The following is a 17,564-nucleotide window of genomic DNA, read 5'->3' on the forward strand; positions in this document are numbered from 1 at the left end:
GGCGGCTGACGCGGCCCATCGGGTCGACCGGCGCGCCGCTCCCGTTGACGGAAAACGGCACGAACCGGCGCGCCCGGCCACGCCGCCGATCGGGTAACATCCTTCCATCTCGCACCAAATACGGGCATGCGCGTCACCGCCCGAACGCGACCACCCACCCTTCCCGATCGCCACACTGCCGTGCGAAACCGCCGATTCGAGCGCACCGGACGCGCCGCCCGCCCGACCTCGCTTGCGCGTCGCCAACCCGGCGACGCACGTCGATGACCACACTCGCCGCCGCCCCCGTGCGCCGCGCGCTCGACATGCGCGCCGTCGGCCTGATGCTGCTGCTGTGCGCGATCTGGGGCTTCCAGCAGGTCGCGATCAAGAGCACGAACGCCGCGATCGCGCCGATGTTCCAGGCCGGGCTGCGCTCGGTGATCGCCGCGGGTCTGCTGTGGGGCTGGGCCCGCACGCGCGGCACGCCACTGTTCCAGGCCGACGGCACGTTCGGCGCGGGCCTCGCGGCCGGTGCGCTGTTCGCCGGCGAATTCATCTGCGTGTTCTTCGGGCTGACGCTGACGAGCGCGTCGCACATGGCGATCTTCCTGTACACGGCGCCGTGCTTCACCGCGCTCGGCCTGCACCTGTTCGCACCGGGCGAACGGCTGCAGCGCACGCAGTGGGCCGGCGTCGGTCTCGCATTCGCCGGCATCGCGCTCGCGTTCGCGGACGGCTTCCTGAAGCCGCGCGCGCCCGGCGCATCGGTACTGGCCGGGCTGGCCGGCGATGCGCTCGGCATTCTCGGCGGCGCGATGTGGGCCGCGACAACGGTTGTCGTGCGCTCGACGGCGCTCGCGCGGGCCAGTGCGAGCAAGACGCTGTTCTACCAGCTCGCGGTATCGGCGGTCGTGCTGGTCGCGCTCGCCGCGCTGTTCGGCCAGGTGTCGTTCGCGCACGTGACGCCGGTCGCAGTGGCAAGCCTCGCGTACCAGTCGGTGATCGTCGCGTTCGTCAGCTACCTGTCGTGGTTCTGGCTGCTGACGCGCTACAGTGCGTCGCGGCTGTCGGTCTTCACGTTCCTGTCGCCGCTGTTCGGCGTCGCGTTCGGCGTGCTGCTGCTCGGCGAATCGGTCGGCTGGCGCTTCATGTCCGCGGCCGCGCTGGTACTGACCGGCATCGCGCTCGTCAACGCGCCGCCGCGCCGGCGGGTGTAAGCGCCCGGCGCGAAACACGCGTGCAATAAAAAAGGCCGCCCTGTCGGGCAGCCTCTTCGACACATCCGGTCCGGCTCGCGCCGCGCGCGTCAGCCGGCCTTGCGCACCGCCGCGAGCGCCTGCGCGACGCCAACGTATTCAGCCACGCTCACGTCCTCGGCACGACGCGCGAGATCGAACCCGAGCGCATCGAAATCGATCGTCTCGCGATAGTCGCCGAGCGTGTTGCGCAGCATCTTGCGGCGCTGCGAAAACGCGGCGGTGACGATTTCGCCGAGCAGCACGGAATCGACGTCCGGCAGTTCGTGCGGCTCGTACGGAATCATCCGGACAATCGCCGAATCGACCTTCGGCGGCGGCTGGAACGACTCCGGCGGCACGTCGAGCATCTTTTCCATCACGTAGCGGTACTGCAGCATCACCGACAGCCGCGAGAACGCCTTCGTGCCGGGCTCCGCGACCATCCGTTCGACGACTTCGTTCTGCAGCATGAAATGCTGGTCGATGACCGCATCGGCGAATGTCATCAGGTGAAACAGCAGCGGGCTGGAAATGTTGTACGGCAGGTTGCCGACGATCCGCAGCGACGGCTTGTCGCCGGGCGCCGCGAGCGAACGGAAGTCGAACGCGAGCGCGTCGCCCGCGTGCAGTTCGAGCAGCGCGCCGAAGCGCTGCTGCAGGCGGCCAATCAGGTCGCGGTCGAGCTCGACCGCGTGCAGCGGCGACTCGGGCGTCGCGAGGCGCTCGATCAGCGGCCCGGTCAGCGCGCCGAGGCCGGGACCGATCTCGACCATGCGCTGGCCGCGCGCGGGGCCGATCGTCGACACGATCGAATCGATCACGCCATGATCGACGAGGAAGTTCTGCCCGAAGCGCTTGCGCGCGAAGTGGCCTTGGTGCTGTCTACTGTTCGACATCGACTGAGTAAAACGAAAAATACGACGAATGAGGTGAAACCGGGCCGCGTCAGGCCGCGCGGCGGTGGCGCGCCATCGTGACGGCCGTGTCGAGCGCGGCAATCATGCTGCCCGGATCCGCCCGGCCCGTGCCGGCCAGATCGAGCGCCGTGCCGTGATCGACCGACGTGCGGATGATCGGCAGCCCGAGCGTCACGTTGATGCCCTCGCCGAACGTCGCAAACTTCAGCACGGGCAGGCCCTGGTCATGGAACATCGCGAGCACGCAATCGGCATCGGCCAGATGGCGCGGCTGGAACAGCGTGTCGGCCGGATACGGACCGCGCGCGTCGATGCCCTGCGCATTGGCGCGGGCGAGCGCGGGCGAGATCACGTCGATCTCCTCGCGGCCGAGATAACCGTTCTCGCCCGCATGCGGATTCAGGCCCGTCACGAGGATGCGCGGTGCGGCGAGGCCGAAATCGCGCCGCAGGTCGCGATCGATGATCGCGAGCGTCTCGACGAGCCCGTCGATCGTCAGCGCGGCCGATACGTCCTTCAGCGGCAGGTGCGTCGTCGCGAGCGCAACGCGCAGCGGCCTGTCGCCGGTGCCCGCCAGCATCATCACGACGCGCGGCGTGTGCGTGCGCTCCGCGAGGTATTCGGTGTGGCCGGTGAACGGCACGCCCGCATCGTTGATCGTGCTTTTCTGCAGCGGCGCGGTCACGATCGCGTCGTACCGGCCATCCAGCGCGCCGTCGATCGCCGCATCGAGCAGCCCGAGCACGTAACGGCCGTTCGCCGCGTCGAGCCGGCCCGCCTGTACGGGTACGGCGAGCGCATGGTGCGCGACCGACACTTGCGTGCCGCCGGCCAGCGTGGCCGGGCCGGCACCGACGGCTGCCGCCCGCGCGTCGAGCAGCGCCGCATCGCCGAGCACGGTGAAATGGGCGTCGGGCCAGCGCTGCGCCGCGTCACGCAGCGCCTGCACGGTCAGCTCCGGGCCGACCCCCGCGGGTTCGCCGGTCGTGATCGCGATCTGCAGCGCAGGCGTGGTCATCTGACGCTCGCTCAGTTCGCCGGGCCGGCGCCGCCGATCTTGTACTGCACGTACGACGAATCGCGCAGCTCGCGCAGCCAGTCGGCATACGCCTGCTCGGCCTTGCGCTGGCCAATCGCCTGGCGGGCGATGTCCATCTGCTGCTGCACCGACCCTTCCGCTTCGCGGCGGTTCAGCACCTGGATCAGGTGATAACCGTACTCGGTACGGATCGGCTGGCTGATCTGGCCGTCCTGCAGGTTGTTCATTGCACGCTCGAATTCCGGCACGGTCTCGCCCGGGCTGATCCAGCCGAGATCGCCGCCCTGCGACGCCGACCCGTCCTGCGAGTAGGTGCGCGCGAACTTCGCGAAATCGCCGCCGGCCTCGACCTGGTTGCGGATGTCGACCAGTTGCTGGCGCGCCTGGCCTTCCGACTTGCCTTCACCGACGCGCAGCAGGATGTGACGCACGTGCGTCTGGACGATCTTCGGTGCGGCGGCCGTTGCACCCTGGCTCTGGCGGCGGTCGACGAGACGCACGATCTCGAAGCCGTCCGGCACGCGGATCAGCGTCGGGTTGACCTGGCCCGGGCGAAGCTTCGAGGCGGCGTCGACGACTTCGGCCGGCAGCGCGCTCGGCGCCTTGAAGCCGAGGTCGCCGCCCTTCTTCGCGTCGTTCGCTTCCGAGTTGTTCTTCGCGAGGCGCTCGAAATCGGCGCCCGACTTCGCCTGCTGCAGCAGCGCGTCGGCCTTCTTCTGCGCGGCTTCGATGTCGGCCTGCGGTGCGTTGGTCGGCGCCTTGATGAAGATGTGCTGGAAGCGCAGGTCCTGCTGCTGCGACGCGTTCGGCCCGCGCTGGCTCGCGATGTAGTTCGCGACCTCGGCGTCGGACACGGTGATCTTGCCGTCGACCTCGCGCTCGCGCAGCTTCGACAGCATCAGCTCGGTCCGTGCATCGCTCGTGAAGATGCTCCAGGGCACGCCTTGCGCCTCGAGACGCCCGCGGTACTGGTCGAGCGTCATCCCGTTCGCCTGCGCGAGGCGCTGCAGCGTGGACTGCACGGTCGCGTCGTCGATGCGGATCCCGTCGTCCTTGGCCTTCTGCACCTGGATACGCTCGAGCACCATCTGGTTCAGCACCTGCGCGCGCAGCTGGTCGGTTGGCGGCACGGGCGCGTTCTGCTGCTGCAGCCGGCGTGCGATCAGGCCGGCGCGCTGGTCGAGTTCGCGGCCCGTGATCACGTCGTTGTTGACGACCGCGACGACTTCGTCGGCGAGCTGCGCACCTTGCGAACCGAGCGCCTGCGCCGCGGCCGGCGCGGCGGCGAGCAGCACGGCGGACGCGGCGAGGCTGGACACGACTGCCGCGAAACGAAGGTTTTTCTTCATTGCCACTGAAACTCCATTGAAATCGTGCTGACCGGTGCAGACAAGCCGGCGTTACTCGTAGTTGCTGAAGCGGGACATCGGCGGCGGCGGCGGCGGCAGCGGCGTGTAGCCCGGCACCCCTGCGCGGAATGCGGACACGAGGCCGTTGTCGACGGTCGACAAGCCCTTGAGCGTCAACTGCATCATGAATCGCGTCGACGAGTTCTGCTGTCCCGACGAATTGATGCCGTTCGCAGCCCGCTGCACCCCGACCCCGAGCGCCCAGCAATCCGCGTCGTATTGTAAGCCGACCAGACCGTCGACCACGCGATCTCCGGCGAGGTCGTAGTTGAAACGGCCGATCGCGTACAGGCGGCGCGTAAGCGGCCATTGCGCGGATACCAGGAACTGGTTGATCGGCTGGTTGTCGAGCGTGGTGTTCGATCGTGTGTAGCGGTAGCCGACGTTGATCACGCGGCGCTCGCCCGGACTGTAACCGAAACCGACGCTCGACTTCACGAGCTGGTTGTTGTTCTGGTTGTACTGGAACGCCGTCTCCGACATGAAGCCCGAGCCGAGCTTCAGCGCGGCGCCAACGATCAGGTCCGAGTGGCGCGCCAGCACGGCGCTCTGGCCGGAATTCAGCGTGACGCGCTGATCGGCGAAGTAGTACTGCTGCGCGATCACGAAGCGCGCGCGTTCGTCGCCGGTGCGCGGATCGATGAAGCGCGACGTCAGGCCGGCCGTGATCCGGTTCGCATCGGCGATCCGGTCGTTGCCGACGAACGTGTTCGGCTGGTAGATCTCCGCGAGGCCGAAGTCCGATTCCGCGGTATCGAACAGCGGCGCGTTCGACTGGTCGCGATACGGCGTGTACACGTAGTACAGGCGCGGCTCGAGGGTCTGGATGAAATCCTGGCCGAACAGGCGCACGGAGCGGTCGAAGATCAGGCCGGTATCGAAGCTCACGGTCGGGATCGACTCGGTGAAGCGCTTCGGGCTGTTCGGCGTGCTCGACGACAGGTAGTTCAGGTCGTACGACGCGAAGTGGTACTGGACCTTCGGCACGACGAAGTAGCCGGGACCGTACACGCCGTACGAGATGTACGGGTTGAAGACGACCCGGTCGCCTTCGGTCATGTCGGCCGTCGTGATGCGGAACCGCGAATAGTCGGCTTCCGCGCCGAAGTCGAAGCCGCCGACGTTGTACTTCGTGTACTTCACGTTCAACTGCGGCTCGCGGCTGTACGGCGCGATTGACGGCGGCAGCGTCTGCCAGTGCTGGTAGCGCGCGAGCACCGACCACGGGCCATTGTTGTACGTGACTCCGGCCTCCTGCTGGTACAACGTCTGCGTCCCGTTGATGAACTGGTTCATCGAGCCCAGTTGTTCGGGATACAGATTGTCGGAGACCTTGTTGTAGTAGACGTAGCCACCGAAACCGCCGCCGAAGTTCTGCTGGTGCTGCCAGAAGATCGCGTAGCGGTTGCGGTGCTCGAGCCGGTCGTTCGGCAGGTAATTGGCCGTAAACGTGCCCGAATACGACGGCGACAGGTAGCGGAACGTCGCCTCGGTCAACACGCCGCGCCGCGAGATGATGCGCGGCGTGAGCGTCAGGTCGCGGTTCGGCGCGATGTTGAAGTAGTACGGCAGCGTCAGCTCGAAGCCGTTGCTCGAATTCATCGAGAACGTCGGCGGCAGCAGGCCGCTGCGTCGCTCGCCCGACAGCGGGAACGTCATCCACGGGCTCGCGAAGATCGGCACGCCCTGGAAGAACAGCACGCCGTTGCGCGCGGTGCCTTCGTCGGCGCCCGTATCGAAGTCGAAGCGGCTGCCCTTGATGTACCACGCGGGATTCGTCGAGCACTGGCACGCGGTGTAGGTGCCGTTGACGAACACCGAGCGCTCGTTGTCGACCATGTCGACGCGCTCCGCGCTGCCTGACCCGCCCGTCACGTTGAAGTGGTACTTCGGCGCCGTCATGAAGCCCTGGTTCGCCTCGATCTTCAGGTGCGCCTCGGGGCCTGCGAACGACGTGCCGGAATTGACCACCTTGACCTGGCCGTACGCATCGGCCATGTCGGTATCCTGATCGTAGTGGAGCGCGTCGGCCTTCACGACGACGTCGCCGCGCCGCAGCTCGGCGGCGCCCTTGGCGGCGAGGTCCTGCTCGGCCGTGCCGCTCGTGTGGTCGGCGATCACGAAGGCGGCCGGCTTCGCGCCGTCCTTCAGCGGATGATCCTCGAGCTGGGGTGCGAGACGCAGATCCCACGGCGAGTCGAGCGGTTGCGGCTGCGCGGCCGCGCCCGACAGCTGCGCGTACGACACGGCCGGCACGAGGCCCGGCACGGCCAGGAGCGCGAGCGCGAGCCGCCGTTTGCGCGGCACCCCGTCACCGGGGAAAACATTCGGGAATAGCGGTTTGGGCGGCATCTATCGTTTGGCGAATCGCCCCTTGTCAACCGCGCCTGCACGGCACATTCGCGCACGGCGGGCCGCGCCGTCGCACCGCGACTGCGGCTGAGCGCAAACCGGGGAGGCGATCGGGCGGACGGCGCGACAGGCGGCGGGCCTGCACGGCGGAAGCTGACGCGGGGCGCGTCAAAAAAGTCGTGGGGTATTATATGGCAAGACGTTCCCCCCTCCTCCGAGTTTCATGACGCCCCCATCCGCCGCATCCCAGCCCGACGCCCGCCTCGAAGCGCTCACCGCGTGGCTGCACCCGCTCGCCGGGCGCTACGCCCTCGACCTGTCGACCCTCGCGCCCGCGTCGTCGGACGCCAGTTTCCGCCGCTATTTCCGTGTCGCGTCGGCCACGAGCCCCGGCGGCACGCTGATCGCCGTCGACGCGCCGCCGCCCGAAAAGTGCCGCGAGTTCGTCCAGGTCGCGCAGCTGCTCGCCGCGGCCGGCGACCACGTGCCGGACGTGCTGGCCCATGATTTCGACGCGGGCTTCATGCTCGTGACGGACCTCGGCCGCACGTCGTACATCTCGGTGCTCGATCCGGCCGACCCGGCCGCCGCACGGCCGCTGATGCGCGATGCGCTCGACGCGCTGATCCGCTTCCAGCTCACGTCGAAGCCCGACGTGCTGCCGCCGTTCGACGAAGCGTTCCTGCGCCGTGAAATGGAGCTGCTGCCGGAATGGTTCGTCGGCCGCCACCTCGGCAAGCCCGTCACCGACGCGATGCGCGGCACGCTCGACCGCACGTTCGCGCTGCTGGTCGCGAGCGCCCATGCGCAGCCGCAGGGTTTCATGCTGCGCGATTTCATGCCGCGCAACCTGATGGTCTGCGAGCCGAACCCGGGCGTGCTCGACTTCCAGGACGCCGTCTACGGGCCGCTGACGTACGACGTCGTGTCGCTGCTGCGCGACGCGTTCGTCAGCTGGGACGAAGAGTTCGAGCTCGACTGCTTCGCGTACTACTGGGAAAAGGCGAAAAAGGCCGGCCTGCCGGTCGATCCCGATTTCGGCGAGTTCTACCGCCAGCTCGAATGGATGGGGCTGCAGCGTCATATCAAGGTCCTCGGCCTGTTCGCGCGCATCAACTACCGCGATGGCAAGCCGCATTACCTGAACGACCTGCCGCGCTTCATCGCGTATGCCCGCAAGGTCGCACTGCGCTACCGCCCGCTCGTGCCGTTCGCGAAGCTGCTCGACGAGCTCGAGGGCAACGCACCGGCCGACGTCGGCTATACGTTCTGACCGTCCTCCAGAGTCCTGATACCCGGCCGACCATGAGCAACACCCTGACCACGGCGATGATCTTCGCCGCCGGACGCGGCGAACGGATGCGCCCGCTGACCGACACCCGCCCGAAACCGCTGCTCGAAGCCGGCGGCAAGCCGCTGATCGTGTGGCAGATCGAGGCGCTCGCGCGCGCGGGCATCGAGACGATCGTGATCAACCACGCGTGGCTCGGCGAGCAGATCGAGGCCGCGCTCGGCGACGGTTCGCGCTGGGGCGTGCGGCTCCTGTATTCGGCCGAGGGCGAGGCGCTGGAAACCGCCGGCGGCATCGCGCAGGCGCTGCCGCTGCTCGAGCGCGACGGGCAGCCGGCCGTGTTCGCGGCCGTCAGCGGCGACGTGTACTGCGCGTTCGACTACCGGACGCTCGCGCCGCGCGCCGCACGGATGGCCGCGCTCGACACGCCGGCGATGCACCTCGTGATGGTGCCGAACCCGCCGTTCCACCCGGCCGGCGATTTTGCGCTCGACGACGCTGGCCGCCTCGCGCTCGACGGCGCCGCGCGCGTCACGTTCGGCAACATCGGCCTGTACGACACGCGGATGTTCCGCGATCTCGCGCCCGGCACGCGGCGCGCGCTGACGCCGTACTACCGCGCGGCGATCGAAGCCGGCCGTGCGAGCGGCGAATTGTACGAAGGTATCTGGGAGAACGTCGGCACGCCCGCGCAGCTCGGCGAGCTCGACGCGCGGCTGCGCGCCGCGGGCTGACCGGACGGCGGGCGCCGCGCACGACACCCCGTCGTGTTGCCCGGCCCGCTGCGCGCCACGGCGCGCGGCGCCGCCCCCGCCCGCTACGCGGGCCCGTTAAGCGGTCTCGGCCTCTTCCCCGCCGGCCGCCGCGCGCTGCTGCTGCAGCGCCCACATCTGCGCATACAACCCGTCGGCGCGCACGAGTTCGTCGTGCGTGCCGCGTTCGACGATCCTGCCGTGATCCATCACGAGGATCTGCTGCGCATGCACGACCGTCGACAGCCGGTGCGCGATCACGAGGGTTGTCCGATGCCGCGCGATCTGGTCGAGTTCGTGCTGGATCGCACGCTCCGAGCGTGAGTCGAGCGCCGACGTCGCTTCGTCGAACAGCAGCACCGGCGGGTCCTTCAGCAGCGTGCGCGCGATCGCGACGCGCTGTTTTTCGCCGCCCGACAGCTTCAGCCCGCGCTCGCCGACCGGCGTGTCATAGCCCTTCGGCAAGCTTTCGATGAAATCGTGGATGTGCGCGGCGCGCGCGGCCGCGACCACTTCGTCGCGCGTCGCGGTCGGCCGGCCGTATGCGATGTTGTAGTAGATCGAGTCGTTGAACAGCACGGTGTCCTGCGGCACGATCCCGATCGACGCGCGCAGCGAATCCTGCGTGACGTCGCGGATGTCCTGGCCGTCGATCCGGATCGCGCCGCCCGCCTGCCGGTCGAGGTCGTAGAAACGGAACAGCAGGCGCGACAGCGTCGATTTCCCCGAACCGCTGTGGCCGACCACCGCGGTCGTCGTGCCCGCATCGATCGTGAACGTCACGTCATGCAGGATCTGCCGGGCCGGCTCGTACGCGAAGTTCACGTGCTCGAAGCGCACCTGCGCGCCGGCCACCGCGAGCGGCTGCGCATCGGGCCGGTCGGCCACTTCCTTCGCGGCCGACAGCAGCCCGAACATGCGGTCCATGTCGGTCAGGCTCTGCTTCAGCTCGCGGTACACGACGCCGAGGAAGTTCAGCGGAATGTAGAGCTGCAGCATGAACGTGTTGATCAGCACGAGATCGCCGAGCGTCAGCTTGCCCGCGAGCACGCCCTGCGTCGCGCGCCACAGGATGAACACGAGCCCCGTGCCGATGATCGCCTGCTGGCCGAAGTTCAGCACCGACAGCGAGTTCTGCGAGCGGATCGCGGCCTTCCGGTAGCGCTTCAGGTTCTCGTCGTAGCGCTGCGCCTCCCACTCCTCGTTGCCGAAGTACTTCACCGTCTCGTAGTTGATCAGCGAATCGATCGCCCGCGAGTTCGCGCGCGAGTCGAGTTCGTTCATCGTGCGGCGGAAATGCGTGCGCCAGTTGGTGACCTTCACGGTGAACACGATGTACGTGACCAGCGCCGCGAACGTGACGTACGCGTAATAAGCCTCGTACTTGACCACGAAAAAGCCGAGCACGAGCCCGACCTCGACGAGCGTCGGCAGGATGCTGTACAGCGAATACGAGATCAGTTGCTGGATGCCGCGCGTGCCGCGCTCGATGTCGCGCGACATGCCGCCCGTCTGGCGTTCGAGATGGAATCGCAGCGACAGCCCGTGCAGGTGCCTGAACACCTGCAGCGCGAGCTGGCGCACCGCGCTCTCGGTGACCTTCGAGAACAGGATCTCGCGCAGCTCGGTGAACAGCGACGTCGACAGCCGCACGAGCGCATACGCGACGACCAGCAGCCCGACGCCGCCCGCGAGCACGATGCCGGCCGACTGTTCGGCGCGGCCGATCGCGGTGATCTGCTGCACGTAGGACAGGTGGTCGACGATGCGCTTCATCACGACCGGCACGCCGAGGTTCGCGACCTTCGCGCCGATCAGGCAGGCGAGCGCGAGCGCGACGCGCCATTTGTAGGTGGTCAGGTACGGCAGCAGCGACCGGATCGTCTGCCAGTCGTTGCGAGGCCCGGTCGAAGCCGGCGCGGGCTCGCCGGAAGCGGGAAATCGGCGCATGGGGAGTAGTCTCTGTGGCGGTGCACGACGCGTGTATCGACGGCCGGCTCGCGCGCTTTCTCGTACAATTTGCGAACGTTGTATTGTCGCAGAAGCCGCTTCGCGCCGCTGCCGGCGGCCTCGCCGGCCAGCCTGCGCGCGGCGGCCTATTTATTACAGGATGAAAGCCCCCGCCATGACCGATTCGACCCTCGAACTCCCGCAGAAGCAGCCCGCGTTGCGCGTCGTCCCGCAACCGCACGACGCGAACGTCCACGGCGACGTGTTCGGCGGCTGGATCATGTCGCAGGTCGACATCGCCGGCTCGATCCCCGCGAGCCAGCGCGCGAACGGCCGCGTCGCGACGGTCGCGGTCAACTCGTTCGTCTTCAAGCAGCCGGTATTCGTCGGCGACCTGCTGAGCTTCTACGCGACCATCACGCGCACCGGCAACACGTCGATCACGGTCGACGTCGAGGTGTACGCGCAGCGCATGCGCCTGATGGGCGAAATCGTGAAGGTTACCGAAGCGACGCTCACGTACGTCGCGACCGGCCCCGATCGCAAGCCGCGGCAACTGCCGCCGCTCTGACCGGCGAGCGCCGCGACCGCGCGGCGCACGGCACGCGGCCGCGTCAATGCGTGGCCGTCAGCCCGAACTCCCGCATCGCGGGCAGGAAATCGTGATTCAGCTTCGGCTTGCGCGACAGCTTGACCAGCACATAGCGCTGGAACGGCGCGAGCCGCTGCCATTGCGCGAGCGCGGGCGCCGTCAGCCCGGCCAGCGCGCTCTGCTGCACGAGCGTCTCCGGCACCGTGTCGACGGCACGCCAGGTCGGCTGCTCGTCCGGCTGGAACCATGACGGTTCCAGATCCGCGTGCGTGCGCAGCATTTCGAACAGCGCATGATCGAAGTTGGGCTCGATCGCGGTGTCGTCGTCGGCCGGAAAGCGCGCGAGCAGCTTGCGGTCCTCGAGCGGCAGCAGTTGCCACTGTTCGAGCGAAATCCGCAGACCGAAACGGTCGAGATTGAAACGCACGATCATCGGGATGTACGTGAAGTTTTCCGACGAATCGTGTTCGAAGTTGAAGAGCAACGGAGCGTCGCTGAGTCCCATGGTCGTTACCTGATGTGGCGGATGCCGGCGCGGCCGGCCTGCCTGAGGTATTTTAGAACCTCTGCGCGCGGGCGGCGGCACGATTGTCGCCGGCCGTGCTTCGAATCAACGGGAGTGCTCGTGAATCCGACCCAATCCGACGAACTGCGCGACGAACCGCGCGACGAACCGCGCGGCGCGATCGAGCTGTCCGTGCGCCGCACGCGCGGCGGCGCTGTCGAAACCGCGCACGACCACGTGGGCCAGGAATGGCCGGTCGCGCTCGTCTTCAATGGCATTTCGCACGCGGTGATGATGTGTACGCCGCGCGACCTCGAAGCGTTCGCGGTCGGCTTCGCGATCTCGGAAGGGATCGTCGCGCGCGGCAGCGACATCAAGGACATCGAGGTGATCCTGCACGCCGACGCGCCGCTGCCGCATGCGGAAGTGCACCTGGAGGTCGTCCAGCAGGCGTTCGCCGCACTGAAGGACCGGCGCCGTGCGCTCGCAGGGCGCACGGGCTGCGGCGTGTGCGGGATCGAAAGCATCGACCTGCTCGACCTCGCCCCCGAGCGCGTGCCCGACACGGGCTTTCTCGCGCGCCTCGCGCCCGACGCGCTGGCGCGTGCGGCGCACGGGCTGCCCGCGCACCAGGCGCTCACGAAACTGACCGGTGGCCTGCACGCGGCCGCGTGGTGCGACGCAACAGGCGCGATCCGGATGGCATTCGAGGATGTCGGCCGCCACAACGCGCTCGACAAGCTGATCGGCTCGCTCGTGCTGTCGCGTGCCGACGCGACCGACGGCTTCGTGTTCCTGTCGAGCCGTGCGAGCTACGAGCTCGTACGCAAGGCCGCACGGGTCGGCATTCCGCTGGTCGCGACGATCTCCGCGCCGTCGTCGCTCGCGATCGAAATCGCGAAGGCGGCCGGCTTGCGGCTTGTCAGCTTCTGCCGCGAAACCGGCCACGTCGACTACGGCACGGCCTGATCGCGAACCAAGGCGCGCGCCGGCGCGCCCTGCTCCGTCAGTCGAACTGACGGAAATCCGGCTTGCGCTTCTCGAAGAACGCCGTCATCGCCTCGCGCGCTTCCGGCGCGCGCAGCATCGCCGCGAAGTGGCCCGCTTCCTCGGCCATCCGCGCGGACGTCGCCACGCCGCCCGTATCCTTCAGCAGCGCCTTCGTCACGCGCAGCGATGCCGCGGGCAGCGCCGCGAGCTTCGCCGCCTGCTTCGCCGCGAAAGCGTCGAGCTCGGCAGCCGGCAGCACGCGGTTGACGATGCCGATCCGGTGCGCTTCCAGCGCATCGAATGCCTCGCCGAGCAGCAGCTTCTCGGCCGCGACCTGATGGCCGGCCAGACGCGGCAGCAGCACGCTCGACGCGGCTTCCGGGCACAGCCCGAGCTGCGCGAACGGCAGCGAGAACGTCGCGGTGTCGGCCGCGTAGACCAGATCGCAGTGCAGCAGCATCGTCACGCCGACGCCGATCGCGAGGCCCGGCACTGCGGCCACGATCGGCTTGCTCGCGCTGCTGATCCGCGCAAGGAACTGGAACACCGGAGCGGTGTCGTCCTTCGGCGGCGCTTTCAGGAAATCCTCGAGATCGTTCCCCGCGGTGAAATTGCCGTCGCTGCCGCGCAGCAGGATCACGCGGATCGCCTTGTCTTCCTGCGCGTCGGCGAGCGCATCGGCCATCGTCTGGTACATCGCCGCCGTCAGCGCGTTCTTCTTCGCCGGGCGCGCGATCGTGATCGTCATCACGCCTTCGGCGCGTTCCACTTGAATTTCGGACACAACCGTCTCCTTTGACTTTCCTCTACCGGAATGAAAAAACGGTGCGCGAGCTCGTGGCCCGCGCACCGTCGTCGCTCTTGTCCCGCTCCGCTTACAGGCGTTCGATGATGCCCGCGGCGCCCATGCCGGTGCCGACGCACATCGTGACCATCCCGTACTTCAGGTTACGGCGGCGCAGGCCGTGCACGACGGTCGCCGCGCGGATCGCGCCGGTCGCGCCGAGCGGGTGGCCGAGTGCGATCGCGCCGCCCATCGGGTTGACCTTCGACGGGTCGAGGCCGAGGTCGCGCATCACCGCCAGCGATTGCGCGGCGAACGCTTCGTTCAGCTCGATCCAGTCGAGATCGTCCTGCTTCAGGCCGGCCGCCTTCAGCGCGGCCGGAATCGCTTCCTTCGGGCCGATGCCCATGATTTCCGGCGGCACGCCGCGCACCGCGAAGCTCACGAAGCGCGCGAGCGGCGTCAGGTTGAACTCCTTCAGCACCTTTTCCGACACGACGAGCAGCGCGCCCGCGCCGTCCGACGTCTGCGAGCTGTTGCCGGCCGTGACCGAGCCCTTGTTCGCGAACACCGTGCGCAGTTTCGCCAGGCCTTCGATCGACGTATCCGCACGCGGACCTTCGTCGAGCGCGATCTCGCGCGTCTTCACGTCGACTTCACCCGTCGCGAGGTTCGGGAAACGCTCGGTGATCGTGTACGCGGCGATCTCGTCGTTGAACTCGCCGGCCTGCTGCGCGGCCAGTGCCTTGCGGTGCGACTCGACCGAGAACGCGTCCTGGTCTTCGCGACTCACCTTCCACTGCTCGGCGACGCGCTCGGCCGTCAGGCCCATCCCGTACGCGATGCCGAAGTCTTCATTGCGATCGAAGATGTGCGGCGACATCGACGGCTTGTTGCCCATCATCGGCACCATGCTCATCGATTCGCAGCCACCCGCGAAGATCGCGTCCGATTCGCCGACGCGGATGCGGTCGGCCGCCATCGCCAGCGCGGTGATGCCCGACGCGCAGAAGCGGTTGACCGTCACGCCGCCGACCGTCTGCGGCAGGCCCGCCAGCAGCGCGCCCATCCGCGCGACGTTCAGGCCCTGCTCGGCTTCCGGGATCGCGCAACCGATGATCGCGTCTTCGATCAGCTTCGTGTCGAAGCCGGGCACCTGCGCAACCGCCGACTTGATCGCGTGGACCAGCAGCTCGTCCGGGCGCGTGTTCTTGAAGACACCGCGCGGGGCCTTGCCGATCGGCGTGCGGCTGGCGGCGACGATGTATGCGTCTTGCAATTGTTTGCTCATTTGAGACTCCTTGCCTTATCCGCTCGCTCAGTTACGCACCGGCTTGCCGGTTTGCAACATGCCCATGATCCGTTCCTGCGTCTTCTGCGTGCCGAGCAGCTCGACGAACGCGCGGCGCTCCAGCGCGAGCAGCCACTGCTCGTCGACGAGGCTGCCGGCTTCGACGTCGCCGCCGCACACGGCTTCGGCGATACGGCTTGCGATCAGGTAGTCGTGGTCGCTGATGAAGCGGCCGTCACGCATGTTGACGAGCGATGCCTTGATCGTCGCGATGGCCGAGCGGCCTGCAACCGGCACGTCCTTCGCACGCAGCGGTGCACGGTAGCCGGTGGCGGCCAGTGCACGCGCTTCCTTCTTCGCGGTGTCGAGCAGTTCGAACACGTTGAAGATGATCGTGTCGGACGGCTTCACGTAGCCCATCGCACGCGCATCGTGCGCGGACGCCGAGACCTTCGCCATCGCGGCGTTCTCGAACGACTTCGTGACGAACTTCAGGATGTCGGTGGTCGCGTTCGCGGCCGTCGCGGCATCCGCTGCGCGCAGCGCCGCTTCCTTCAGGCCGCCGCCCGCCGGCACGAGGCCGACGCCCACTTCGACCAGACCGACGTAGCTCTCGACGTGCACGACACGCTTCGCGCTGTGCAGCATCAGCTCGCACCCGCCGCCGAGCGCGATGCCCGACACGGCTGCGACGACCGGCACGTTCGCGTACTTCACGCGCAGCATGCCTTCCTGGAACTTCTTCACGAACGGCTCGATGCCCTTCGCGCCGCCCATCATGAACGCGGGCATCGCCTCTTCGAGGTTCGCGCCGGCCGAGAACGGGCCGCCCGGCGTGCCGAGCTTCAGCGACGTCGGCTGCCAGATCACCACGCCCTTGTAGTCCTTCTCCGCGAGCTCGATCGCCTGCACGAGGCCGTCGATCACGCTCGGTCCGATCGTGTTCATCTTCGACTTGAACGACACGATCACGACGTCGTCTTCACCGGCACGGTCGTCGACCCACGCACGCACGGCGTCGGTTTCGAACAGCGTCTTGCCGTACGTCTTCGGATCGGCGCCGGCTTCGCCGAGCAGCGGCGCACGGAACACCTGCTTGTCGTAGACCGCGAGGTCCGAACGCGGCACGAAGCGCTGCGCTGCCGGCGCCCACGAGCCTTCGGCCGTGTGCACGCCGCCCTTCTCGGCGACCGGGCCTTCGAGCACCCACGACGGCAGCGGCACGTTCGCCAGCGCCTTGCCGGCTGCGATGTCTTCCTGCACCCACTCGGCGACCTGCTTCCAGCCGGCAGCCTGCCAGCCTTCGAACGGGCCTTCGTTCCAGCCGAAGCCCCAGCGGATCGCGAGATCGACGTCGCGCGCGTTGTCGGCGATCGACTCGAGATGCACGCCGATGTAGTGGAACACGTCACGGAAGATCGACCACAGGAACTGCGCATGCGGATGGTCGGTCTCGCGCAGCAGCTTCAGGCGTTCCGCCGGCGGGCGCTTCAGGATGCGGGCGACCGTTTCGTCAGCCTTCGCGCCCGAGTCGACGTAGGTGCCCGTCTTCGCGTCGAGCACCTTGATCGCCTTGCCTTCCTTCTTGTAGAAGCCGCCGCCCGTCTTCTGGCCGAGCGCGCCCTGCTTCACCAGCTCGGCGAGCACGGCAGGCGTCTGGTAGACCGGGAAGAACGGATCGTCGGCGAGGTTGTCCTGCATCGTCTTGATCACGTGCGCCATCGTGTCGAGGCCGACCACGTCCGCCGTGCGGAACGTCGCCGATTTCGCGCGGCCGAGGCGGCTGCCGGTCAGGTCGTCGACTTCGTCGAAGCGCAGGCCGAACTTCGCGGCCTCGGTGATCACCGCGAGGATCGAGAAGATGCCGACGCGGTTCGCGATGAAGTTCGGCGTGTCCTTCGCGCGCACGACGCCCTTGCCGACGATGCTCGTCAGGAACGTCTCGAGCTGGTCGAGGATCTCCGGGCGCGTATGCGCGGTCGGGATCAGTTCGACGAGGTGCATGTAGCGCGGCGGGTTGAAGAAGTGCACGCCGCAGAAGCGCGCCTTCAGCTCGTCCGAGAACCCTTCGGACAGCTTCGTGATCGACAGGCCCGACGTGTTGGTCGCGAAGATCGCGTTCGGCGCGATGTGCGGCGCGACCTTCTTGTACAGGTCGTGCTTCCAGTCCATCCGCTCGGCGATCGCCTCGATCACGACGTCGCATTCGGCCAGCTTCGCGATGTCGTCTTCGTAGTTCGCTGCCTCGAGGTACTTCGCATCGTCCTTCACGCCGAACGGCGCGGGCGACAGCTTCTTCAGGTTCTCGATCGCCTTCAGCGCGATCGCGTTTTTCGGGCCTTCCTTGGCCGGCAGGTCGAACAGCAGCACCGGCACGCGTGCGTTGATGAGGTGCGCGGCGATCTGCGCGCCCATCACGCCGGCGCCCAGCACGGCGACCTTGCGAATCAGGAAATTGCTCACGGGATGTCT

Annotated in this window: 14 protein-coding genes; 5 read left to right on the plus strand and 9 right to left on the minus strand. The window is 67.9% G+C overall.

Annotated features, from left to right (window positions below):
- Window positions 1–263: 263 nt before the first annotated feature.
- Window positions 264–1,199 carry a DMT family transporter gene (locus OHZ10_RS14650; RefSeq protein ID WP_059233242.1) on the plus strand — a complete coding sequence of 312 codons (936 nt, stop codon included), beginning with the start codon at window positions 264–266 and terminating at the stop codon, window positions 1,197–1,199.
- Window positions 1,200–1,288: 89 nt separating this feature from the next.
- On the opposite strand, the gene rsmA is transcribed toward OHZ10_RS14650, so the two are convergent.
- Genes rsmA through OHZ10_RS14670 form a run of 4 tightly spaced genes read right to left on the minus strand, consistent with a single transcriptional unit; the run spans window position 1,289 to window position 6,937 of the window.
- Window positions 1,289–2,116, minus strand: a complete 828-nt coding sequence (gene rsmA, locus OHZ10_RS14655; protein ID WP_174993181.1) for a 16S rRNA (adenine(1518)-N(6)/adenine(1519)-N(6))-dimethyltransferase RsmA — start codon at window positions 2,114–2,116, stop codon at window positions 1,289–1,291.
- Between the two features lie 49 nt (window positions 2,117–2,165).
- Window positions 2,166–3,155, minus strand: a complete 990-nt coding sequence (gene pdxA, locus OHZ10_RS14660; RefSeq protein WP_059233240.1) for a 4-hydroxythreonine-4-phosphate dehydrogenase PdxA — start codon at window positions 3,153–3,155, stop codon at window positions 2,166–2,168.
- A gap of 11 nt (window positions 3,156–3,166) precedes the next feature.
- Window positions 3,167–4,525 carry a peptidylprolyl isomerase gene (locus OHZ10_RS14665; protein WP_059233239.1) on the minus strand — a complete coding sequence of 453 codons (1,359 nt, stop codon included), beginning with the start codon at window positions 4,523–4,525 and terminating at the stop codon, window positions 3,167–3,169.
- A gap of 51 nt (window positions 4,526–4,576) precedes the next feature.
- The gene (locus OHZ10_RS14670) at window positions 4,577–6,937 is read right to left on the minus strand and encodes an LPS-assembly protein LptD (RefSeq protein ID WP_059233238.1); all 2,361 of its coding nucleotides are present in this window, start codon (window positions 6,935–6,937) and stop codon (window positions 4,577–4,579) included.
- A 223-nt stretch (window positions 6,938–7,160) separates the two neighbouring features.
- On the opposite strand from OHZ10_RS14670, the gene OHZ10_RS14675 reads away from it, so the two are divergent.
- Complete coding sequence (locus OHZ10_RS14675; protein WP_059233237.1) at window positions 7,161–8,210, plus strand: aminoglycoside phosphotransferase family protein; 1,050 nt, start codon at window positions 7,161–7,163, stop codon at window positions 8,208–8,210.
- A 32-nt stretch (window positions 8,211–8,242) separates the two neighbouring features.
- Window positions 8,243–8,962, plus strand: a complete 720-nt coding sequence (murU, locus tag OHZ10_RS14680; protein ID WP_059233236.1) for an N-acetylmuramate alpha-1-phosphate uridylyltransferase MurU — start codon at window positions 8,243–8,245, stop codon at window positions 8,960–8,962.
- 96 nt (window positions 8,963–9,058) lie between these two features.
- Here murU and OHZ10_RS14685 read toward each other — a convergent pair whose 3' ends face one another.
- Window positions 9,059–10,930, minus strand: coding sequence for an ABCB family ABC transporter ATP-binding protein/permease (locus OHZ10_RS14685; RefSeq protein WP_059233235.1), 1,872 nt, complete (start codon window positions 10,928–10,930; stop codon window positions 9,059–9,061).
- 175 nt (window positions 10,931–11,105) lie between these two features.
- On the opposite strand from OHZ10_RS14685, the gene OHZ10_RS14690 reads away from it, so the two are divergent.
- Window positions 11,106–11,501, plus strand: coding sequence for an acyl-CoA thioesterase (locus tag OHZ10_RS14690; RefSeq protein ID WP_034208354.1), 396 nt, complete (start codon window positions 11,106–11,108; stop codon window positions 11,499–11,501).
- Window positions 11,502–11,544: 43 nt separating this feature from the next.
- Here OHZ10_RS14690 and OHZ10_RS14695 read toward each other — a convergent pair whose 3' ends face one another.
- Window positions 11,545–12,027 carry a nitrate reductase associated protein gene (locus tag OHZ10_RS14695; protein WP_059233234.1) on the minus strand — a complete coding sequence of 161 codons (483 nt, stop codon included), beginning with the start codon at window positions 12,025–12,027 and terminating at the stop codon, window positions 11,545–11,547.
- A gap of 114 nt (window positions 12,028–12,141) precedes the next feature.
- Between OHZ10_RS14695 and fdhD the strand changes: the two genes are divergently transcribed.
- A complete protein-coding gene (fdhD, locus tag OHZ10_RS14700) occupies window positions 12,142–12,996 on the plus strand; it encodes a formate dehydrogenase accessory sulfurtransferase FdhD (protein ID WP_342702872.1) in 855 nt (284 codons plus the stop codon).
- Window positions 12,997–13,033: 37 nt separating this feature from the next.
- Here fdhD and OHZ10_RS14705 read toward each other — a convergent pair whose 3' ends face one another.
- The 3 genes from OHZ10_RS14705 to OHZ10_RS14715 form a co-directional block, all read right to left on the minus strand.
- A complete protein-coding gene (locus tag OHZ10_RS14705; RefSeq protein WP_059233233.1) occupies window positions 13,034–13,801 on the minus strand; it encodes an enoyl-CoA hydratase in 768 nt (255 codons plus the stop codon).
- A 91-nt stretch (window positions 13,802–13,892) separates the two neighbouring features.
- Window positions 13,893–15,092: an acetyl-CoA C-acyltransferase gene (locus OHZ10_RS14710; protein WP_043190603.1), complete on the minus strand. Its 1,200-nt coding sequence runs from the start codon at window positions 15,090–15,092 to the stop codon at window positions 13,893–13,895.
- A gap of 27 nt (window positions 15,093–15,119) precedes the next feature.
- On the minus strand, window positions 15,120–17,555 hold the full coding sequence (locus tag OHZ10_RS14715) for a 3-hydroxyacyl-CoA dehydrogenase/enoyl-CoA hydratase family protein (protein WP_174993184.1): 2,436 nt from the start codon (window positions 17,553–17,555) through the stop codon (window positions 15,120–15,122).
- Window positions 17,556–17,564: the final 9 nt, after the last annotated feature.

This window comes from Burkholderia arboris (assembly GCF_038723655.1).
Lineage (GTDB): Bacteria > Pseudomonadota > Gammaproteobacteria > Burkholderiales > Burkholderiaceae > Burkholderia > Burkholderia arboris.

Coding starts and splice junctions, on each gene's coding strand:
- OHZ10_RS14690 (WP_034208354.1), top strand. CDS start 11,106: ATGACCGATTCGACCCTCGAACTCCCGCAGAAGCAGCCCGCGTTGCGC.
- OHZ10_RS14670 (WP_059233238.1), bottom strand. CDS start 6,937: ATGCCGCCCAAACCGCTATTCCCGAATGTTTTCCCCGGTGACGGGGTG.
- OHZ10_RS14675 (WP_059233237.1), top strand. CDS start 7,161: ATGACGCCCCCATCCGCCGCATCCCAGCCCGACGCCCGCCTCGAAGCG.
- OHZ10_RS14665 (WP_059233239.1), bottom strand. CDS start 4,525: ATGAAGAAAAACCTTCGTTTCGCGGCAGTCGTGTCCAGCCTCGCCGCG.
- murU (WP_059233236.1), top strand. CDS start 8,243: ATGAGCAACACCCTGACCACGGCGATGATCTTCGCCGCCGGACGCGGC.
- OHZ10_RS14710 (WP_043190603.1), bottom strand. CDS start 15,092: ATGAGCAAACAATTGCAAGACGCATACATCGTCGCCGCCAGCCGCACG.
- OHZ10_RS14650 (WP_059233242.1), top strand. CDS start 264: ATGACCACACTCGCCGCCGCCCCCGTGCGCCGCGCGCTCGACATGCGC.
- pdxA (WP_059233240.1), bottom strand. CDS start 3,155: ATGACCACGCCTGCGCTGCAGATCGCGATCACGACCGGCGAACCCGCG.
- OHZ10_RS14695 (WP_059233234.1), bottom strand. CDS start 12,027: ATGGGACTCAGCGACGCTCCGTTGCTCTTCAACTTCGAACACGATTCG.
- OHZ10_RS14685 (WP_059233235.1), bottom strand. CDS start 10,930: ATGCGCCGATTTCCCGCTTCCGGCGAGCCCGCGCCGGCTTCGACCGGG.
- rsmA (WP_174993181.1), bottom strand. CDS start 2,116: ATGTCGAACAGTAGACAGCACCAAGGCCACTTCGCGCGCAAGCGCTTC.